Genomic DNA, 19,810 nt, shown 5'->3' on the forward strand with positions numbered 1-19,810 from the left:
GCGACACCCTTCGTGGCTCGCTTCGCTCGCACCTCAGGGAGCAGAGGGGGTCTTTCGTGGTCCACGGACGGCCGCCAGGCCGCAGATACTGAGGTGTGAGGAGCGCAAGCGACGAGCCTCGAAGGGCCTGGTGAGACGCCTTGCGAGGCCCTTGGAGGCTCGCTTCGCTCGCACCTCAGGGAGCAGAGAATGAAGCTCGCCTCAGGGAGCAGGCACGAGTCGACGATCCCCGCTTCACTCCGGGTCCGCGAGCCAGGCCCCATGGAGTCCGGCCGGTACGCGGATCGGTAGTTCGACGGTGGCGACAGGTCCGGCCGCTGGCTCGTCAGCGGCGAGAAGATAGAAGTACGAACGCATGTCGGTGGGGTCGGTGCCGATCGCACCCCAGTGGTCACGTTCGGTTCCCGGGATGTAGATCGGCTCACCGATGGCGGCGTCCGGGCTCCAGAACGTCTCCGTTCCGGCGGAGAGGTCGTGGAACCAGAGGCTGTCGGTGGCACCACTGTCGCGCGGCCCCTTGGCCACCGACGCGACCCGATGATGGTCTCGGGTGAGCAGTCGGTCGTCGACCCGCGGGAACTCCATGTTGAATGCGTTGTCGCTGATCGTGTTCCGTGTGATGGTCCCATCCGGTCGGATGATCGCGCGGGTGAGCGCAGAGGTCGCCGGGCGCGGTTCGTCGGCGAAACCGCCCGGGTAGCTCCATTCGACATAGTCGACGGTGACGCCGTCGCCGGGTCCCGGGCCGTCGAAGGCGTTGGCGAAGTGCCACACCCAGAACGGCTCGGTGTGCACCCAACGGACCGGACCGCCGTCGCGTGGGATGAGCGCGATGCGCGTGCCGTCGTCGGGCTGCCAGGACAACAGCGACCCGCCGGTCATCACCGCTTCGAGGTCGAAGATCAACGGGCACACGAAGAGTACGACATACCGCGACGTCAGGGCCATGTCGTGGATCATCACCGTCTTGTCGAGGCCCTCCACCGGCGTCGGTCCGGAAATGGTGCGTCCGTCGGCAGCGACCGCCGACCAGGTCAGGTACGGCGCCTCCAGGCTGTAGTTGAACAGCAGCATCTCCCCGGTCGCGGGATCGATCTTCGGGTGAGCCGTGCTCCCCACACGCATGGCTCCGTCACAATCCGACTTGGCCAGGGTCGCCAGCGATGCCGGATCGAGAAGGTACGGCTGGTCCGACTCGGCCATCGCCATCAATCGGCCGCCATGGCGCACGATGTTGATGTCGGGCAACTCGCGATATGTGCCGGCGAGTTCGGGTCCCACCTCATCGGCCGACGGGGTGTACCCATCGGTGATGCCGGACCAGATCGCGTGTCCGGCGGCCTCTTCAGCGGACACCATCGGGGTTCGGACGAATCGGTTGGAGTAGCTGACCCGGCCGCCGTCGAAGCCGATGCGGTGAACCATGCCGTCACCGTCGAGGGGATAGACGAACGAACCGATCGGGTCGAATCGGGGGTTGGGGCCGTTGCGCAGATAACTGCCGCGCAGATCGGCAGGGATCTCGCCGACAACCGTGAGGTCGGCGACGTCGACCTCTTCGCGTTGGGGCGCGAAGACGCCGGTCAGATGGCTGTGGTGGGTGAGGTCGACAGGTGCGGGTGGCGTGGGCGGGGTGGTGGCGGTCATCGGTTTCCTTCGGATGGCTGGGCCGTGCCGGCGGGGTTGTGAGGGCTACGACGAGGGCTCAGCCCGCGTTCTGCGACGGCTGCTCGGCCGGAGTGCTCGGGACATCGCCCGCGATGGCCTTGGTTCGCTTGACCGCGAACACGATCAGGGCGATCGGGACCACCCAGTTCAGCAGGATGTTGCCGGGGTGACTGCCGGGCACCGAGGCGGTCGAGGCGAGGATCCCGGCGACGAGATGGGCACATCCCATGAGTCCGATGGCGGCCGCCCACAGCAGGCTGATCTTGCGGTTCTTGGCGCGGAAGGTGGGCGTGTGCCAGAACGCGGGGTCGACGGTCTCCCGTGCGTACTGCTCGGTGAACGGGACCGTGAATGCCGAGATCGCCATGACCGCGGCGAGGACGAATGCCGATCCGCCGCGGCCGAAGTACACGAGGGTCTCGTCGACCTGATGGTCGCCGAGGAGGCCGATGAGGGCGATGACGCCGAACAGGATCACCCCGGCCACATCGATGATCTTCCACCCGCCCTTGGTGCGGACGGCCTCGTAGATGGTGACGACGAGCGCGAGTGCGCAGGCCGCCATCGCCGCGAGCGTCACGTGGTCGGCGCCGAGCCGTTCGGCGGCCCAGGCGAACACGAACCAGGGGGCGAGCCCCAGGATCATCGATTTGGCGTTCACTGCGATCTCCTTCGGTACGGCTGAGGTGGTGTGACTCCACTGTCAGCTGCGCGGGTGGCGCGAACATCTGCGTCATGACGGAGAAAACGCCGCCAATCGTGCCGATCGATCAATTCTGCGGCCGGCCCACGACGAATGCGGCCAGTTCGACGCGGGTGCGCAACCCGAGTTTCGCGAGGGCGTGTGAGACATGGGTCTGGACTGTGCGGGTCGAGATGTAGAGGCGGTCGGCGATCTCGGCGCCGCTGAGGCCGCCTGCCACCAGCTCGGCCACTGTTCTCTCCGTCGTGGTCAGGCTGTCCCAGCCGTGCATCGGACGATCGCGGACCGCGGTCTCCATCCGGATGCCCAGCGGCCGCAGACGCGAGACCACACGAGCAGAACTCGTCGCGGCTCCCATCTTCTGGTCGAGTAGCAGCGCCCGGCGGGCGAGTTCGCGGGCGCGCGATCGGTCACCCGCCATCGCCGCCCCGCACGCCGCTTCCTCCCACACGCTCGCCTCGGTCCGGCGGTCGCCGAGGGTCTGCAGATGCTCGGCGTTCGCGGTGGCCGCGACGACGATCGCCATCGGGTCGGCGTCGTGCAGGGCCACCGCGCACATTGCGCGAGCCACGGCGACGGGACTGTGCACGGACTGCTCGGGCAGGTCGTCGAGGCCTGCGATGATGCTGCCGAGCAGTTCGGTGTCGTCGCTGCGGACGGCGATCCGGGCACACTCGATCGCAACGGTGGGCAACCAGACGGACAGGCGGAAACGGCGACCGTGTTCCCACACCGACGTCGCCGACGCTGCGGCCGCCCGCATCTTCCGGTTCGCCTCCAACAGGAGCGATCGCGCGTGGGCCGGCACGGGGAAACCGAACTGGTCGGGCAGCCCGCTCTTCTCCCAGGCGTCGAGCCGGGTCGAGGCGGCTGCGAGGTCGCCACGGAGGACGTCGATGATGGCCCGGCCCCCGATGGCCATCGACTTCCAGCCCATGTCTGCGGAATCCGCCCGTTCCAGGCCGGCATCGAACGACGCTGCCGAATCCTCGAGATCACCGAGACCGAGTGCGATGCCTCCCCTGGTGAACTCGTGGTAGGCGGTCATCCAGTCGGAACCGCGGATGGATCGCGCGCGTGTCGCCGACGCGAGCAGATCCGCAGCGGCGGCGGGTCCGTGCGCGTACTGCGCGATCAGGGACGGCCAGATGTCGGCGGAGGAGGTCGACGGTGTTCCCGAGGCGACTTCCTCGGCGGCGCGGTCGGATGCGACCAAGGCCAGCCGGAGTCCGGCGTCGACGTCGCCCCGCAGAAAGAGCCGGAGCGCCTCGGCGATCAGTCCGGGCACCGAGCGGCCCACGAGGTCCGCCTCCGCGTCGAAGAACGGAGCTTCGGGCGCAGGCGAACGGCCGTCGAGCAGTCCGACGTAGCGGCGGAGATCGATCAGCGTGGCAACGACGTCGTCGCCGACGGGTAGCTGCAGGGTCTCGTCGATCAGTTGCCGGACGCGATCGGTGTCGCCCTTCGCGGTCAGGGCGAACAGCAGGACGCGATGCAGTGCGGCGATCTCGTCGATCTCGGTAGCGGCTCCGAAACCCTCCTCGGCAACCCGGGATGCCCGCGCGAGTTGACCGGTGCGGGCGAGCGCATGGGCGAGAGCCAGGTGCACTACGGCGGACGGACTTTCGGTGCGTTCGGTCAGGGTCTCGAGGAGTTCGGCGGCCACCGCGGGTGTGCTGACGAGTTCGCTCTCCGCCCGGCGCACCGCGGCGAACATCGCCGGTTCGTCACTGCCCGAAGCGATTCGGTGGTGCGCCACGGACTGCGGGTTGTGCCGGGTGCTGGGGTGGCTGGCAAGCGCGTCGTGCAGCACCGACCGCAGCATCGGATCGAGGTGTTCGTAGGTGACGTCGGCGTAGAGGTCATGGGTGAACCGCAACGCTCCCTCGTCGTCGACGGCGACGATGCCGGCGTCGATCGCCGACTGCGCCGGCCCGACAAGGGAGGCCGGCGGAACCGCATCGACGGCGGCCAGTTGGGCGAGTGTCGCCGGGCCGCCCCACACCGCCAGCTTCTGGGTCAGTTCGCGCGCACGCCCGTCGAGTAGCGCGACATGTTCGGCGATGGCGTCCTCGAGCCCACTCGGCATCCCCACCCGGGTGTCCGCATCGACGGTCGCGCGGCCATCGACGATCTGCAGCCCCCCGGACTGCTGCAGGGCGCGCAGTATCGAGATCACGTGCATCGGGTTGCCGCCGGAGGCGTCGAGCAGTCCGAGTAGTTCGTCATCCGGTGCGGCACCGATGATCTCGCTCGAGATTCGACGGACTTCGTCGGCGCTCAGTGGCGGCAGCGACCATTCGCCGACCTCTGCCCGCGCCACGAACCGATTCAGGAGGTCCCGCTCCGGGAGAGGCCGGCGACCGACGAGCAGCACCAGGGGAAGGACGCGCGTGACGGCGACGAGACGGGACAACAGTTCCAGGGTTGCGGCATCGGCATGGTGGGCGTCGTCGACGACGAGTACGAGCGGTTCACCTGCGCACAGCGCATCCACGCGCGCGTAGAGGTCGTCCTCGAATCCCTCGGGTACCGGGGTCGGCAGATCGACTCCGAGCAACTGTCCCGCGAGCGCGAACGGCTGACGCCACGTGAGCTCGTCCGCCCGCACGCCGCGGACGGATCCCTCGGCGGCGGATGCCAATTCCCGCAGGGTATGGGTTTTGCCTGCGCCCGGGCCGGCGGTGATCACGCAGACCCCCCGACGCACGGCACCCGGCTCTCGCTGGGCGGCCACGACGAACTCGCGCATCTCGTCGACCACCGCGCGACGATCAGCGGACCGGGACGCGAGCACGGACCCAGCGTAGCGGTTGTGTCCGATTCGCGTGATCTATCGGCTCACGATCACCGACCGAACTCGGACCCGTATCCCTGCCGGTCCGCGGCCGCGGCGAGTCGCCGATCGAGGTCGTCGGACCAATCGCGCGCGACCTGCGCGTCGAGAACGGCCAGCCGTTCGGCCACCGGAATGCACTGCACAGGCCCGCACCCGGCGAGCAGGGCTTCGAACAACGCGCGCAGGCGGCGCTGCACCTGCACCTGACCCGTGCTGTGCCTGCGGATCTCGTCGGTCCCGATCGCGACGTAGTCCGCCCAGCTGCGCCGGATCCCGCGAACCGAGGTGTCCGGCACGGCGTGTTCGTCACAGAGCCGCGGTGCCAGCAACAGCAGCAGATCCTCGGTGTGGTCGAGCGCCTGGACCACGACGCTCGGGTCGTTGCTGCCCGCGGACATCGCCTTGAGCGCGATGTCCGAGATCGCCTGCAGCGCCGCAGCGGGACTCACCGACGGTTGGTGGGTGTCCCCGAACAGCAGACAGGCCAGCACCCGCCGTTTCTCCACCCGCGCCGGATCGCCGACGATCTCGACCACCGGCAGATCGTGCGGCACATGGTCACCGACGGCGACGAGCACGTTGATGCCGACGTTCCACGACGCCGCGTACCGTCGGAGACGATCGGCGTTGACGGCCAACAGGACCCGTCCTCGCGCGGTCACCTCCCCCAGCCTGATCTGCGTGTGGGACGCATCCGTCGTCGAGCCCTGATCGACGCTCGGTTCACCTTGTCCGGTGGCGATATCCGGAACCAGATCACCGTCGAACCCGGTTGTGCCGGTGGGCGTCTCATGCCTGGTCGTCGGCATCGGCAGCTGCCGCACGATCGCCGAACGGCCGTCGTCGGCGATCCATTGCAACAAGCGCGCGGTGTTCAGGATCGTCCCGACCTTCCCGACGAGCGCGATGAAGAGGTACGCGCTGACCGTCGTGAGCATGAACGCGATGGCGGTGGACAGGCCTGGGGTCGGCTCGTCCGGGCCACCCACCGACAGGTCGATCGCGATGATCACGCTGTAGACGAATGTCGCGAGGAAGAAGCCGGTGGACCACCGCATGACGGGTTCCTGCTGCAGCATCGGGATCACCCGCACCGATATCGACGACGCCCCGAACTGCATCGCGAGGGTGACGGCGGTGAACACGAGGCCGGTCAGTGTCGCCATCGAACCGGCGATGACGCTGAGCAGCGTCGCCAGCGTTCCCGGATCGACTTCCAGTTCGAGGAGCTCGTCGAATCCGACGGTCGTCCACGCCGCGACGATCGCCAGCGTCACCAGGACGACCGGCAGCCGCCAGATCGGGACGGTGCGCAGCGCCCGGCGCGTACGCCGCCACCGGATCGTGGTGGCCAGCGCGCTCGGCACCTTCTCGGTCACCACGCCGACCGCCGTCGGTACCGGCACCTGTGCCGGAGCGGGAATCGGCGCGGGGGTGTCGGGCACCCCGAACCGGCCCGCCACCGCTTCCTGCACGACGATCTTCCATCGCATCAGCGGTTCTCGATAGCGTTGCTCACGCCCGATCGCCCGGGCCAGTTTGCGGGGACGGTTCTTGTACCGCCACCGGGCCCACGGTGATCGCGGTCGCGCCAGTCGGGCGGCACCGAACCACAGCAGGACCGGGACGAACATGCCCACCAGCCCTGTCCAGACCTTGCCCTTGAGCAGGGTGACGACCGCCAGGAGCACGTTGAGCACGACGAACCCCGCAGCCACCAGCCTTGCCACCAGGCCGTTCTCGTTCCGGATGTCCCCGACGACCTCGAACGCGCCGAAGGGTTGCAACCCCAGGAGAAAGAGCAGGCCGATGGCGATCGCGACGAACACCGCGTCGATCGACGTCCGGCCTTCCTCGGCCCAGTACACATCGCGCAGATGGAGGATCAGGGCGAACTCGTCGAGCACAAGGGCCGCGCCGATACCGAACAGGGCCGCCAGCACACAGTCGATCACCGGGGTCCGCAGCGGGTCGACCGCGACGAAACCGAAGCCCGCCAGCAACATCGCCATCATGCCGAAGAAGGCGTGGTGGACATGCACCCCGCCGGGCGTCACGTTCCCGGGCCACCAGCTGACCTCCGCGCGGATCATCCGCACGCTGAACCGGATGAACAAGAATGTCAGGACGAACGCGAGCAGCAGGAAGAACAGCGGCAGGCGACCGGTCTCGACGATCCGCTCATCGAACCACCCGGTCATCCCCCGACCCTAGCGGCAGCGCCGTCCGTTCTCGCGGGCTTGACGAAGACGTCATTGCGGGTCCGGTTGATCGGACCGTCGGGCCCTGTCGCGTCGGACCGACGCCAGCCGGGACGCGGCCTGCGCATGCAGGGCGGTGATGTTCGCCGCCGGCGCCGGTGCCGTGGCAGCGCCCAGCGATGTGGACGGGAGTTGTCGACGCAGCTCGGCGATCAGCGTCGCCGCCTGTCCCGGTGGGCCACCGTCGTCATGGACCAGGCAGATCGCGAACTCGGAATCGCCCACGCGGGCCATGGCGGTGTCGGCCGGCAGCAGACCGACGCAGGTCCGGGCATGGTGCGCGAGTTGCCGATCCCCGGCTTCGCGACCCTGCGTGCCGTAGATCGTCGCGACGTCGTCGATGTCCAGGGAGATGACCGTGACGGCCGCGGCCGACCGACGCCCGTCGAGAAGTCCCGTTGTGGCGAGTTCCCAACCCGCGCGGTTGAACACACCGGTCAGCGGATCGGTGCAGACCGCGGTGAGCAGTGTCCGCGTCAGCAGCCCGAAGGACTCGGCCGCAGCGGGAATGGCGACGGCGACGACGATGTAGGTGCTGAGGTACTTGGGAGCGGGCGCCACGGCGAGAGCAACGACGCACCCGAGCGTCAGCAGACCGATGAACGCCCACGCCCGGCGGCGCGGGAGGGTGGCGCGCAGGTACATCGCCAGGAACATCGCCGCGACCATGCACAGGAACTCGGCACTGATCAGCTCGTGGAACGCCATCACCGCAGGCGTGGCCACACAGGCCGCGATCACGGCCGGGAGTGGCCGCTGCGGACGCACCGACAACCAACCCAGCGCCGTGAGGCCCAGCACGACGGCGACGAGCCCGCCGGTCGGGTCGGACAGGGTCGCCGAGTCGTCGACCGGGAACAGGGTGAGAGCCACGCCGATCGCATACAGCAGCGACGTCACCGCCAGATAGGTCCGCAGTACGTGCAGCGGTGATCGCGGCAGCGGGCCCCTCAGCGTCCCCAGGTGCAGGTCCGGTCGATACATCCCCCACTCCGATCCTCGGTATCGCTCCCCGACCCGAGGTTGCCAAATCGCGACGCGTTCCGCGACCGCCACACATGGGGTGCGCCCGGTTGTGACCCATTCGGGGACGAGAGTGCCGTTCGCCCCGGTTCCCGAAGGTCCCGCACATATCCTGAGCCGATGAACAGCCTCGTCACCGTGGTCGTCGTCGACGATCATCCGTTTTTCCGCGACGGTGTGTCCCGGGGCCTGACGGCCAGTGGGCGGGTGCGGGTCGTCGGTGAGGCCGCCGACGGGATGGCCGGGCTCGAGCTCATCCGGCGTGAGAAACCCGATGTCGCGGTCGTCGATCACCAGATGCCACTCATGACCGGCGTCGAGGTCGCGCACGCGGTGTCGCGCGACGGGCTACCCACCCGGGTGTTGCTGTTGTCCGCGGTCACCGACGGTCCGATCGTCTTCCGGGCGCTCCAGGAAGGTGCGGCCGGTTATCTGTCGAAGGACGCCGATCGCGACGACATCGTCGGCGCGGTGACCCGGGTGGCCAAGGGCGAGACGGTGGTGCCACCCGAGCTCGCCGCCGGCCTGGCCGGTGAGATCCGGGCGCAGACCCAGCGTGATGCACCGGCGCTGAGTGAGCGCGAGCGGCAGGTTCTCACGGGATTCGCTCGAGGGCAGTCGATTCCACAGGTCGCTGCCGAGTTGTACATCGGCGCCTCGACGGTCAAGACGCACACGCAGCGTCTCTACGAGAAGCTCGGCGTGTCCGACCGTGCGGCCGCCGTCGCCGAAGCGATGCGCCGTGGATTGCTCGAATAGCGCCGGCTCCTCGAGTAGCACCGGCTCCTCGAGTCGAGGGGTCGACGACCGAGGTCATCCTCAGATCGCCGGAGCCACCAGCTATCTTGGCCTCGACGAGTTCGCCGACGAGCCACGGATTCACGGCATCCTGATCGACCATGCGATCCGTGGCATACGGATCCAGGTGGTCCTCCGACTGTTCCTGTCGCTGTTCGTGTTGCTGACCGTCGGTCTCGACCCGCCCGCGCACGCGGAGGCATTCAGCGTCGTGACCGCGATCCTCTACGCGGCGTGGTGCATCGGCGGGGCGGTCGTGGTCGTCCGCCACGAATCGGCGATGATCCGGTACTCGTGGATCGCGCTTCCCATCGATCTCCTTCTGCTCACCGCACTTGCCGTCGTGGCGAGCCGGTCCAACGAGTTGAGTTGGACCACCGACGTTCTCCTGAGCGGATTCGTCCTCGTACCGATGATCGCGGCGATCGCGTTGCAGCCCAGGACCTGTGCGGTGGTAGTGGTCGTCACGACCGCGGTGTATGCCGTGTCCTCCACGTTGGCCCGCACCTCGAACGGTGAACCGTGGTCGGTGATCGTGCTTCGCATCCTCGTGGTCGCAGCGCTGGCCGTCGGCGCGATCTTGTTGTCCCGCTTACAGCGCTCGCGCGTCACGACCATCGGATCGCTTGCCGCCGAACGGGCTCGGTTGCTGGACGCGACGATGGAGATCGAGGAACGCGAGCGGCGCGATCTCGCCGACAACCTGCACGACGGCGCCCTGCAGTACGTCCTCGCCGGGCGGCAGGAGCTGGCCACGCTTCGCGACTCCGCCGACCCCGTGACCCTCGACCGCGTCGACGGCGCGCTGCGCGACGCGGCGCAACTGTTGCGTTCGACTCTGAGCGAGTTGCATCCGGCGGTCCTCGAGCAGGCCGGTCTGTCGGTGGCCCTGACCGACCTCACATCCTCCTTCGGCAGCCGCGCCGGCGCCCCGTCGGTCGCTGTCGACACCGCGGGCTGGCCGCCCGAACTGCGCACCTCAGCCGACTCTCTACTGTTCGCCACCGCCCGAGAACTCCTGACGAACGTGATCAAACACGCCTCCGCGACAACCGTCGAGGTCACCGCGGAGTTCGACGACGGGCGAGCGCGGCTCGTCGTGGTCGACAACGGTGTCGGTCTGCCCGCCGACGTCGACGTCGAGGAGCTGATGCGTCAACGACAGGCCAAGGGTCACATCGGTCTTGCCTCGCGTCGGGTGCGGATCGAGGGGGCCGGCGGCACGATGTCGCTCGCCGACCACCCCCGCGGCGGCACGGTCGTCATCGTGGAGGTACCCGCCCGCGAACAGTGAGGGCGTGTCCCCCGATCGGTGGATGCACGGTTCACCCCCTCCATCACCCGGTCAGCGGAAACCACACACCGCCCGCGGCGAGCAAAGTCAGTGGTGTCACCGAAACAACCCCACACCACACCGGGAGCACACCATGAAGACCACCACCCGCATCGCCACCGCCACCCTCGGACTCGCCGCCGCAGCCGGCATCGCACTCGGCGCCGCCGGCACCGCCCACGCCGGGACCCTCCCCGTCACCCGGCCCGGCGAACCCACCGTCGCCATGACCATCACCAACCACACCGACAAGCCCGAATACCTTCAGGGCGCCAACGCCGACGGCGGCCAATGGGTCAACGCCCCCCAACACATCCTCTACCCCGGCGCCACCGAAACCTTCACCGCCACAGCGCCCTACAACAACCATCTCGACGTCAACGCCATCTACCGCATCGGAACCTTCGGCCCCACCGCCAACTACCAACTCACCAACCACCCCCACAACGTCAACACCGACATGAGCACCATCTGGGGACCCCACGCACAGCAGTACTGGATGAACAACCACATCGACACCGGTTACCCCCAGGTCAACGTCGGCTTCGACCAGTGGTGAGGATTCTCGAAAGGAGGATGAGGGAACGGTTCGGGGGTGGTGCTCCGCCCCCGAACCCCCTGCCCCTTTCACCATAAGCCAGGAGTAGGGGCTTGCGGCAAGGCCCCCGCGGCCGTGCACAATCGCTCGACGACCGACACACGGGAGGCGATCGATGGCAGATATGGCGGACACACCGGAACGGTTCCGGGTCCACGAGTCCGGGGCTTACTTTCACGGCACCAGAGCCGATCTCCGCGTCGGCGAGTTCCTGACACCGGGCCACCGGTCGAACTACCGTCCCGAGCACATTTCCAATTACGTCTACATGACCAAGGTGCTCGACGGTGCGGTGCTCGCGGCCGAGATGGCAGTGGGTGACGGTCGGCCCCGGGTCTACGTCGTAGAACCGCAGGACGACGTGCATGACGACCCGAACGTCACCGACAAGAAGTTCCCCGGCAACCCGACCCACTCCTACCGCAGTGCGCAACCGGTACGGATCGTCGGCGAGATGACCGACTGGGTGCCCCATTCGCCCGAGTATCTCGAACGATTCCGCGCGGGACTGGAAGCACTTCGGCAGCGCGGAGACGCGGTCCTCTACGACTAGGTACGATGGATCTCGTATGTTCCGGCACGGAGGCACGCCGGGCGATGTGAATGTGGAGAGAGGTGCGCGATGGCCGATGCCGACGGACATCCCGACGTCGACGAGTTCGATCTGTCCGCGGTGCTGCATGCACTGGCGGACACCAACCGCCGGAGCGTGATCGCGCAATTGGCCGCCGAACCCCAGGGGGCCGAACAGTTCTGCAGTGTGTTCGGCCTCCCCTGGGCGCCGTCCACGCGGACTCACCACTTCCGCGTCCTCCGCAAGGCCGGGCTGATCTGGCAGCGTGACGTCGGCAACGGCCGGATGACCAAACTGCGTCGCGACGACATGGATCGGGTCTTCCCGGGCCTGCTCGATGCGATCCTCGCCGCCGACACCGCGGACCGCGCGCCGGCCGGTTGAGGTTGCGACACCTCCCCGGCCGCGCGTCAGATCACCACGTGACCGGCAACGACACCGGACGGTGCACCAGTACCCCGGTCTCGAACTCGACCTCGGCGGGATCGACGGCGAGCCGGAGTCCGGGGAACTCCGACGTCAGTCGGCCGAGCACCTCCACGATCTCCATCCGCGCCAGTGCCGCACCCATGCAGTGGTGCATGCCGTACCCGAACTGGAGGTGCCGGCGCCCCGAGCGCCGCACGTCCACCGTCCACGGATCCGGGTAGACCGCAGCATCCCGATTCGCCTCGTGCGCATCGGCATACACCACGTCACCCGGGTACAGCACGCCGTGCTCGAGCGTCACCTCAGTGGTCGTCACCCGCGGGAAGGTCGAGATCCGGCCGAGCGGCAGCAGCCGCAGCAGTTCCTCGACGGCGGCCGGTATCTCGTCTGGATTGTCGACCAGGTGGTTCCACAGCTCCGGGCGGGCCAGCGCGACGTAGGCGATCTTGGTGACCACCGACAGAATGTTCTGATCACCACCGACCAGCGATCCGAGCAGGATGGCCGCGTACTCGCCGTCGGTGACCGGCGGCGAGACCGTGTCACGGGCGGCGAGCAGGTCGCTGATCAGCCCGGACTCGACCGGCCGGCGTCCGGCGACCAGGTCGCCGATGTAGGTGTAGAGGGTCCAGAAGTCCTCCAGCAGCTGCGGTACGTCGGTGTCGTGGGCGAGCTGCATCTCCCGCGAGAGGTGGCGGAAGTAGGAGATGTCGGAGGTCGGGATGCCGAGGTAGTCGACGTTGACGCCGATGGTGAGCGGATCCAGCAGCGTGCCCACCAGGTCGGCCCCTCCCGCCGCGTGCTGCGTCCGCAGGTCGGCGACCGCGGCGTCGAGCACTCGTTGGACACTCGGGATACGGCGGGCGATGGTGGCAGCGCTGTACGCCGATGACACGAAACCCTTCAACCGACCGTGATCGGGATGATCGAGGTTCAGCAACATCTCGGTCGGCATGATCGTCGGCAGGAAGGTAGGGCCGTCGTCGACGTTGGTCTCCGCCCGCGCGAAGGTGAGATCGGTGAGGACCTTGTGAACGTCCGCGTAGGACATCAGGTGCGCGGCCGCGTGCCCGCTCGGCAGACGAATCTGCTCGAGTCCGCCCGCCGTCCGTTCGGCGATGGCGGTGTACATCTGCGGTGGTGAGATGTTCGGGATCTCGCGCAGGTCGAACCGGACGGATGTGTCTGTGGCGCTGGTCATCTCAGATCTCCTTGTTCGGCGGGACGGTCGGCGGGACGGTCGGTGGTAGCGGTCTCGGCGGTGCGGCTCTTCCGGCTGCGCACCACCACGATGGCGATGGTGACCACGACGAGCAGCGCGATCAGCACACCGACGGTGGTGACGAAGGCCGAGCGATAGACGTCCGGATGCCCGAACTGGCCGGCGGCGGTGTCGTCGGCTGCCGCCCCGGTGAGATGCGCGCCGACCACGGTGGAGAGGACCAGTGCATAGCCGGCGACGAACACCGCCTCGCTACCGATCCGGAAGAAGTTCAGCAGGCCCGCCGCGGTCCCCGACCGCTGCGCCGGCACGACGGAGAGGGCGTGACCGTCGACCAGTCCGATCGGGAGGCCGAAGCCGAAGCCCAGCAGGATCATCGGGACGATGACCCAGGCGATCGAGCGTCCCTCGGTGAGCAGCAGGACACCCGCGTTGCCCAGCAGGAGGGCACCGAGGCTGAGATAGACGACCACCCCGACGGTGAGCGCGCGGACACGGGTGATCAACTGCGCCACCGCAAGCGGTGCCACCAGGACCGGAATCGTCATCGCCAGCATCACCAGACCAGAGGTGCCCGCGGACAGATCCTTGATACCGCTGAACGCCGACGGCAGGTAGGTCAGCAGTGTCACGAACCCGATGGAACCGGCGACGGGAACCAGGCACATGGCAAGGAACTCCCGGTTGCGGAGCAGCGACACGTCCAGGATCGGCGCCTTGTCCCCGACGACCGCACGCGCGGCCGGGAGCACCCGGGAGCCGACGGCGGCCGCCGCCAGGATCACCGCGTGCACGATGAACACCCCGCGCCAGCCCGCGAACGACACGAGCGCACCCGAGATGGTCGGTCCGAGAGCGAGCCCCAGGCCGTTCACCGTGCCGAAGATGGCGAACGCATGCGTGCGTCGGTCGCCCTCGAAGGCATTGGACAGCATCGAACTCGACCCCGTCAGGATCGCGGCGGCGCCGATGCCGGCGACCACCCGGGCGGCGTCGAGGACCAGGAGTGTGGGGGCAGCGGCACTGAGGACGCTGCCGACGGTCACGAGAACCGCTCCCGCGGCGAATGTGGTGCGGTGGCCGATCCGGTCGCTCAGCGCGCCCCACACGAGGGTCGCGAGCGCGAAGGCGACGTTGAACCCGTTGACGACCCATTGCAGTGCAGTGGGATTCGAGCCCAGATCACGTGAGATCAACGGTAGTGCGATCGCGGTGCCCGCGATCGCCGTCGGGGTGACGAACTGCGCCGCGAGCACGATCGGCAGCGTCCATCTGCTCGGCGCCTCGGACTGCCGTTCGGCCGATGTGCCGGTGGCTGATGCGGTCTCGTCGGTGGTGGCCGACATGGGATCTCCCTTCGTTCGGTCATATGGATCGATCGGTCGGAGTACGACTAGCGACATCGTAGCTACGATGTTATTAGTAGGTACCATCGCTGTCGTACGGGTGCAACAGGAGGACTCATCGAGATGGCCAGTTCCAGGAGTCGGACCGACGTCGTGATCGTCGGGGGTGGGCCGGTCGGGATGCTGCTGGCCGCCGAACTCGCACAGCAGGGCACCGCGGTGACCGTGTTCGAGACACGGACCGAGGTCGACGAACGGCCGCGGGCCGGTACGGTGCACGCGCGCTCGATCTCGCATCTCACGCGGCGCGGGTATCTGCCGTCTGTGCGCGCCGACGACATCGTCCGGAACGCAGGCATGACGCGACGCACCCCGTTCCAGTTCGCCGCCCAGCCGGTGCTCTCGATCACCGCACCGGCGGTCGAGGCCGCGCCGATCGCCGGCATCCCGCAGGCCCGCCTCGAGGCCGCGTTCGAGCACAGGGCCCGAATCAGCGGCGCACGAATCCTGCGTGGCCACACCGTGACCGCCATCCGACACGGGGACGCGTCGGTGACGGTCGACGCCGTGGCCGAGCAGGCCGGCGACACGGTCACGATCGACGCGAACTGGGTGGTCGGCGCCGACGGCGCGCGTGGGCCGGTCGCCGCGGCCGGCGACTTCCCCACCCGCACCTACCCCGCCACGATGAGCGCGATCGCCGGGCTGGCGATCGCCCCGGGGCCCGACGCACCACCGTCCGGATGGCACCCGACCCCGTCCGGGTGGACACTGCACAACCCCAGTCCCGGCGGGCCCGCCCGGATCATCGCGATGGACTTCTCGGGACCCGCGACCATCCGGGACGTCCCCGGGACCGATGAATATGTCGATCGCCTCGGTGCCGTTCTCGGCAGAACTGTTGATCTGCAACGGATCTCGCACCTGACCCGGTTCAGCGACCACGGTCGGCTCCGGACCCGGATGCGGGACGGCCGGCTGCTGCTCGTCGGTGATGCCGCCCATGTGCACTACCCGCTCGGCGGACAGGGACTCAACACCGGGATGCAGGACGCCTTCACCCTCGGGTGGCGTCTCGCCCGGGTGAGCAGCGGTGCCGCCGACGACTCGATGCTCGACGACTGGTCGCGTTCGCGGGTCGGGGTGGCCGAGGCGGTCGTCGCCAACACCGTCTTGCAGTCGCGGATGATGGACCCGGCGAAGACCGACCTCCGCGATGCGGTGGTGACCATGCTGGCCGTGCCGGCGATCCACGACGCGGTCGCGGATCTCATCAGCGGACAGTTCCAAGCGGGATTCCAGCACGACCTCGTGGTGACCGAGGACGACGGCACAATCCACACGCTGGCCGAACTGCTCTCCGCGGGGCGGTATGTGGCGGTCCGGCCGGACGCGAGTGCCCCGGTGCCGGGAGCGGAGCGAGCGGGCCGAATCAGCACGGTGCCGGGAGCGGAGCGAGCGGGCCGAGCGGTACCCGGGCCGGTGGTGGTCACCGGCAAGGTGACCCCCGAGCAGCCCTGGGTGAGTGCGCTGATCCGACCCGACGGTTACCTCGAGGCCGTCGGGTAGGTTCACGCCACCAGGCGTGCCGCGACCGCCGACCGGACGTCCCGGACAGCCTGGGCCGCGTCCACGAAGCGGATCGCGGTCCAGCCGGCTTCCCGTGCGGCCGCACAGTTCTCCTCGAGGTCGTCGAGGAGGATGCAGTCGGCGGGGTCGACGTCGTTGCGGCGGGCAGCGAGATCGAAGATCTCCGGATCCGGCTTGCGCACACCGACCTTGCAGGAGTCGACGAGGTCGGTGACCACATCGTCGAGCCCGACCATCGGCCGCCAGTACGCCTCCCACTCGACGACGTTGTTGCTGAGTATCCCGACCCGCAGACCCTCGTCGGCGAGTTCGATCGCGAGATCGCGCACCGGCTCGTTGACGACGTGCCCGGTGAACCACTGTCTGCCGAAGTCGGGTTCGCTGCGGGACAGGTCGAGGTCCGGGTCCTCGGCCCGTAACGCCCGGTGCAACCGGGCGACCCAGTCGCGTTCGTCGAGCAGCGCCAACTCGATGGGCGCCAGCGGGGGCAGCCCGTATTCCTGCCCCACGACCCCGATCGCCCGCTTCAACGCGTCCGACGGGATGCCGGTGTTCTGCTCGTAGAGACCGAACAGATCGTCGAGCGCCGGCGAGAGGACCCCGCCGAAGTCGAACCACACGAACGGTCCCCGGCGGCCGGCCGTCTCCGTGTTTCTCGATGCGGCGGTCACTGGACCATCGTCCAGACGTCGACCGGAAGGAGTTTGAGATGCACCCAGCCGGTGGCGATCACGTCGCTGTCCTGGGTCAGTTCGATGTCGGCGAGTGCACCGCGACCGTCGTCGTCGGCCTGCACGGTGGACCGTGCGACGGTGTCGCGTTCGAACTCGCCGAACTTCGTGAACTCGATGCGCAACCGATGCATCACCATGCGGCTCGTGTCCAGGCCGAGCGTCGCGTTGGCCGCTGCCATCGCGACCTGCCGGGCGGCCTCGAACTGCAACATGCCGGGCACGTGGTCCAGCGCATGATCGAACAACGACGGGTGGTTGGTGTCGATGATGGTGAGGGCGTTGAGTTGTGGGCCGGCCAGTTCGGGATTGGCGAGGATCGCGTTGCGCGGGTTGTGGCGTCCGACCGAGTTCGGGCGCATCCGCGCGACGTGAGTCACCGGCGGGATGGTGTGCTCCGGCGGGAGGCCCAGGCTCTCACGTCCGCGTTTGCGGATCTTCTTCCACGCCGCCGACGGCATCCACTGGTAGGTCATCGCCTCGCGGGCGGCGACCCGTCCCTCGATGGAGGCGACCATCTCCAGTGTGAGACCGATGATCTGGCCTTCACGCAGCTTCTCGTGGACCACGTGCGCTTCGATCACGCAGTGTCCGGGGCAGGCACCGATCCGGAGGGTCTCCTCGTCGAGGATCTCGAAGTCGGCGGCCCCGAAGATGAACTTCTCGGATCGGTCGGCCCCCACGAAGGTGTGGGCGTAGTAGATCGCCACCTGGCGGAACACCTCGATCAGCAGGAGCGGGTCGTAGGTGGTCGCGGTGCCTCGGTGATCGCTGAAGTACGAGTGGTTGCGCGGTAGTTGCGCTGCGAAGGTCGCCCCGTCCGGTGTCTGTTGGGCGTCGGTCAGGAAGACCTCGGCGATGGATTCGCGATGGACGATGCCGCGCGGGATGTTGCGGTCGAACGACAGTTCTTCGAGTGTGATGGACACGTCGTGCCTTTCTGTTGTCGGACTGCTGATTTCGGACGTCGTACTCGTGGTGGATCGGCTAGCCGGTGCGGACGGCGATGTCGTACGCCCAGCCGTTCACCGAGTTGCGGGGTGGATCGAACAGTGAGGTGAGCCCGTGGACCTCGGACGTCGCGGCGACGCTGTTGCGATCCGTGTAGAGCGGGATCGCGACGGCGTTGTCGAGGATGTATCCGGTGACCTTGTCGAACAACTCCTTTCGCGTGTTCTGATCGGTCGCCCGGGTGGCGTCGAGCAGCCAGCGGTCGACCTGCGGATCGGCGAGCTTGGAGCCGCCGACGATGGAACCGAGGGTGATCCCGTCGATCTGGCCATAGGTCAGATCGGGTTTGGTGGACCCGAAGGCCCGGTTCAACTGCAGCGACAGGTCGAGACCGCCGACCTGGCGGGGGAACGCCTGATAGTCGTTCTGCGCAAGGAGGTCATAGACCTGGGCGTTCTCGACGTACTTGAGTTCGACGTCCACGCCCAGGTTCTGGCGGAGTTCGGCTTGCCACGCCTTGAGGACATCGTCCTGCGGATAGGTCGGCGTCGTCGCGACGAGCCGGATCGTCAGCCGCTGCCCGGCGTCGTTGCTGCGGATGCCCCCGTCCTGGCCCGAGGTCCGCCATCCGGCTTCGTCGAGCAGCTTCTTGGCGAGGGGCAGATCGGCCGGTGCCGCGTCGTCGTACTTGGCGTCGAAGTATTTGCTGTCCGGGGAGATCAGGCTCCACGCACGCTCCTGACTACCCTTCGTGACCGATTCGACGAGCGCCTCGAGGTCGACGCCACGACTGATCGCCCTCCGCACCCGCACGTCCCGGGTCGCACCGTCGGTGACGTTGAGCATGATGACGGTCGTCGATGCGGCGGAACCGGTCTGGGCGTACTGGAAGCCGGACACGTCCTCGAACAGCGGGATGTCGGTGGCCTTCACCGTCCCGATCGCGTCGACCTCACCGCTGCGCAGCAGGCCGGCGCGGGTCGATGCCTCCGGGACGTACTTGACCACGACGTCGTCGACGTGAGCCGGTCCCGTGTGACGCGCGGTCGCCGGACCCCATTGGTAGGCGGGGTTCTTCCGGAAGTGGATCTCCTGGCCCTGTACGACCCGGTCCAGGATGAACGGCCCCGAGCCGATCATGTCCGCTCCGCTGGTCAGCGTGGCCTTGTCACCGCGCAGAGTGCTCGGCGCGACGATCGCGCCGCTCAGCCCGGCCAGGGTGGACAGCAGGTCGGCCCGCGGTTGGGAGAGGGTGAGTCGCACCGTGGCGGGATCGACGACCACGACGTCGGACACGCTCGAGTACTGGAGGAGACCGTTGGTCGTCCACGACGGGTAGTTCGGGTCGCGCAGGACGTCGAGATTCGCCTTGACGGCTGCGGCGTCGAGCTTCTCGCCGTTGGAGAAGTGGACCCCGTCGCGGAGGCGGAACTCGTAGGTTCGTCCGTCCGGGGAGATCGTCCACGACGACGCCAGCCAGGGGTGGAAGTTCTCGTCGGCATCTTCGGAGATGAGGCTGTCGTAGGTGTTGCGCAGCACCTGCGAGGCGTCGAACGCCGACCCGTAGTGCGGATTCAGGCCGCGTTCGGGGTACTTGTCGAGGGCGATGGTGAAGGTGCCGCCCGGTGCGGGCTCGCCCGACGGCGCCCCGCCGCCGCTGCCGGGTTCGGGGTCGGCCGCACAGGCGCCGACCACCAGCAGGCCGACGACCGTCGCAAAGGTGACGATGACGCGGCGGAGTCTG

General features: G+C 68.2%; 16 protein-coding genes. 6 read left to right on the forward strand and 10 right to left on the reverse strand.

Annotated features, from left to right (window positions below):
- Window positions 1-234 precede the first annotated feature (234 nt).
- From ACFW3F_RS23775 to ACFW3F_RS23795, 5 genes are all read right to left on the reverse strand, one after another.
- On the reverse strand, window positions 235-1,647 hold the full coding sequence (locus tag ACFW3F_RS23775) for a carotenoid oxygenase family protein (RefSeq protein WP_388061875.1): 1,413 nt from the start codon (window positions 1,645-1,647) through the stop codon (window positions 235-237).
- A gap of 58 nt (window positions 1,648-1,705) precedes the next feature.
- Entirely contained in the window at window positions 1,706-2,329 is a 624-nt protein-coding gene (locus tag ACFW3F_RS23780) for a hypothetical protein (protein ID WP_388061877.1), read from the reverse strand.
- Between the two features lie 109 nt (window positions 2,330-2,438).
- Complete coding sequence (locus tag ACFW3F_RS23785; protein WP_388061879.1) at window positions 2,439-5,168, reverse strand: LuxR C-terminal-related transcriptional regulator; 2,730 nt, start codon at window positions 5,166-5,168, stop codon at window positions 2,439-2,441.
- Between the two features lie 50 nt (window positions 5,169-5,218).
- Window positions 5,219-7,411, reverse strand: coding sequence for a DUF2254 family protein (locus ACFW3F_RS23790; protein ID WP_388061880.1), 2,193 nt, complete (start codon window positions 7,409-7,411; stop codon window positions 5,219-5,221).
- 51 nt (window positions 7,412-7,462) lie between these two features.
- Window positions 7,463-8,455, reverse strand: a complete 993-nt coding sequence (locus ACFW3F_RS23795) for a diguanylate cyclase domain-containing protein (protein ID WP_388061882.1) — start codon at window positions 8,453-8,455, stop codon at window positions 7,463-7,465.
- Between the two features lie 159 nt (window positions 8,456-8,614).
- Between ACFW3F_RS23795 and ACFW3F_RS23800 the strand changes: the two genes are divergently transcribed.
- From ACFW3F_RS23800 to ACFW3F_RS23820, 5 genes are all read left to right on the forward strand, one after another.
- Window positions 8,615-9,253, forward strand: a complete 639-nt coding sequence (locus tag ACFW3F_RS23800; protein WP_388061884.1) for a response regulator — start codon at window positions 8,615-8,617, stop codon at window positions 9,251-9,253.
- A 64-nt stretch (window positions 9,254-9,317) separates the two neighbouring features.
- A complete protein-coding gene (locus ACFW3F_RS23805; RefSeq protein WP_388061917.1) occupies window positions 9,318-10,586 on the forward strand; it encodes a sensor histidine kinase in 1,269 nt (422 codons plus the stop codon).
- A gap of 133 nt (window positions 10,587-10,719) precedes the next feature.
- On the forward strand, window positions 10,720-11,184 hold the full coding sequence (locus tag ACFW3F_RS23810) for a hypothetical protein (RefSeq protein WP_388061886.1): 465 nt from the start codon (window positions 10,720-10,722) through the stop codon (window positions 11,182-11,184).
- A 163-nt stretch (window positions 11,185-11,347) separates the two neighbouring features.
- Window positions 11,348-11,776 (forward strand): NAD(+)--rifampin ADP-ribosyltransferase, encoded by a 429-nt coding sequence (gene arr / locus ACFW3F_RS23815; protein WP_388061918.1) that lies wholly within the window; start codon window positions 11,348-11,350, stop codon window positions 11,774-11,776.
- Between the two features lie 69 nt (window positions 11,777-11,845).
- Complete coding sequence (locus tag ACFW3F_RS23820; RefSeq protein WP_388061888.1) at window positions 11,846-12,181, forward strand: ArsR/SmtB family transcription factor; 336 nt, start codon at window positions 11,846-11,848, stop codon at window positions 12,179-12,181.
- Between the two features lie 31 nt (window positions 12,182-12,212).
- On the opposite strand, the gene ACFW3F_RS23825 is transcribed toward ACFW3F_RS23820, so the two are convergent.
- Window positions 12,213-13,427 carry a cytochrome P450 gene (locus ACFW3F_RS23825; protein ID WP_388061890.1) on the reverse strand — a complete coding sequence of 405 codons (1,215 nt, stop codon included), beginning with the start codon at window positions 13,425-13,427 and terminating at the stop codon, window positions 12,213-12,215.
- Window positions 13,424-14,794, reverse strand: coding sequence for an MFS transporter (locus tag ACFW3F_RS23830; RefSeq protein WP_388061892.1), 1,371 nt, complete (start codon window positions 14,792-14,794; stop codon window positions 13,424-13,426). The genes ACFW3F_RS23825 and ACFW3F_RS23830 overlap by 4 nt, the downstream gene beginning before the upstream one ends.
- Before the next feature lie 123 nt (window positions 14,795-14,917).
- Here ACFW3F_RS23830 and ACFW3F_RS23835 point away from each other — a divergent pair, with 123 nt between their 5' ends.
- Complete coding sequence (locus tag ACFW3F_RS23835; protein ID WP_388061894.1) at window positions 14,918-16,363, forward strand: FAD-dependent monooxygenase; 1,446 nt, start codon at window positions 14,918-14,920, stop codon at window positions 16,361-16,363.
- Between the two features lie 2 nt (window positions 16,364-16,365).
- On the opposite strand, the gene ACFW3F_RS23840 is transcribed toward ACFW3F_RS23835, so the two are convergent.
- From ACFW3F_RS23840 to ACFW3F_RS23850, 3 genes are read right to left on the reverse strand one after another with little or no spacing between them, the layout of a single operon-like run.
- On the reverse strand, window positions 16,366-17,055 hold the full coding sequence (locus tag ACFW3F_RS23840; protein ID WP_388061896.1) for an HAD family hydrolase: 690 nt from the start codon (window positions 17,053-17,055) through the stop codon (window positions 16,366-16,368).
- On the reverse strand, window positions 17,052-18,044 hold the full coding sequence (locus ACFW3F_RS23845; protein WP_388061898.1) for an AfsA-related hotdog domain-containing protein: 993 nt from the start codon (window positions 18,042-18,044) through the stop codon (window positions 17,052-17,054). The genes ACFW3F_RS23840 and ACFW3F_RS23845 overlap by 4 nt, the downstream gene beginning before the upstream one ends.
- Before the next feature lie 58 nt (window positions 18,045-18,102).
- Window positions 18,103-19,761, reverse strand: coding sequence for an ABC transporter substrate-binding protein (locus ACFW3F_RS23850; protein WP_388061900.1), 1,659 nt, complete (start codon window positions 19,759-19,761; stop codon window positions 18,103-18,105).
- Window positions 19,762-19,810 lie beyond the last annotated feature (49 nt).

The sequence above is a fragment of the Gordonia sp. NPDC058843 genome (assembly GCF_042743165.1).
Taxonomy (GTDB): domain Bacteria; phylum Actinomycetota; class Actinomycetes; order Mycobacteriales; family Mycobacteriaceae; genus Gordonia.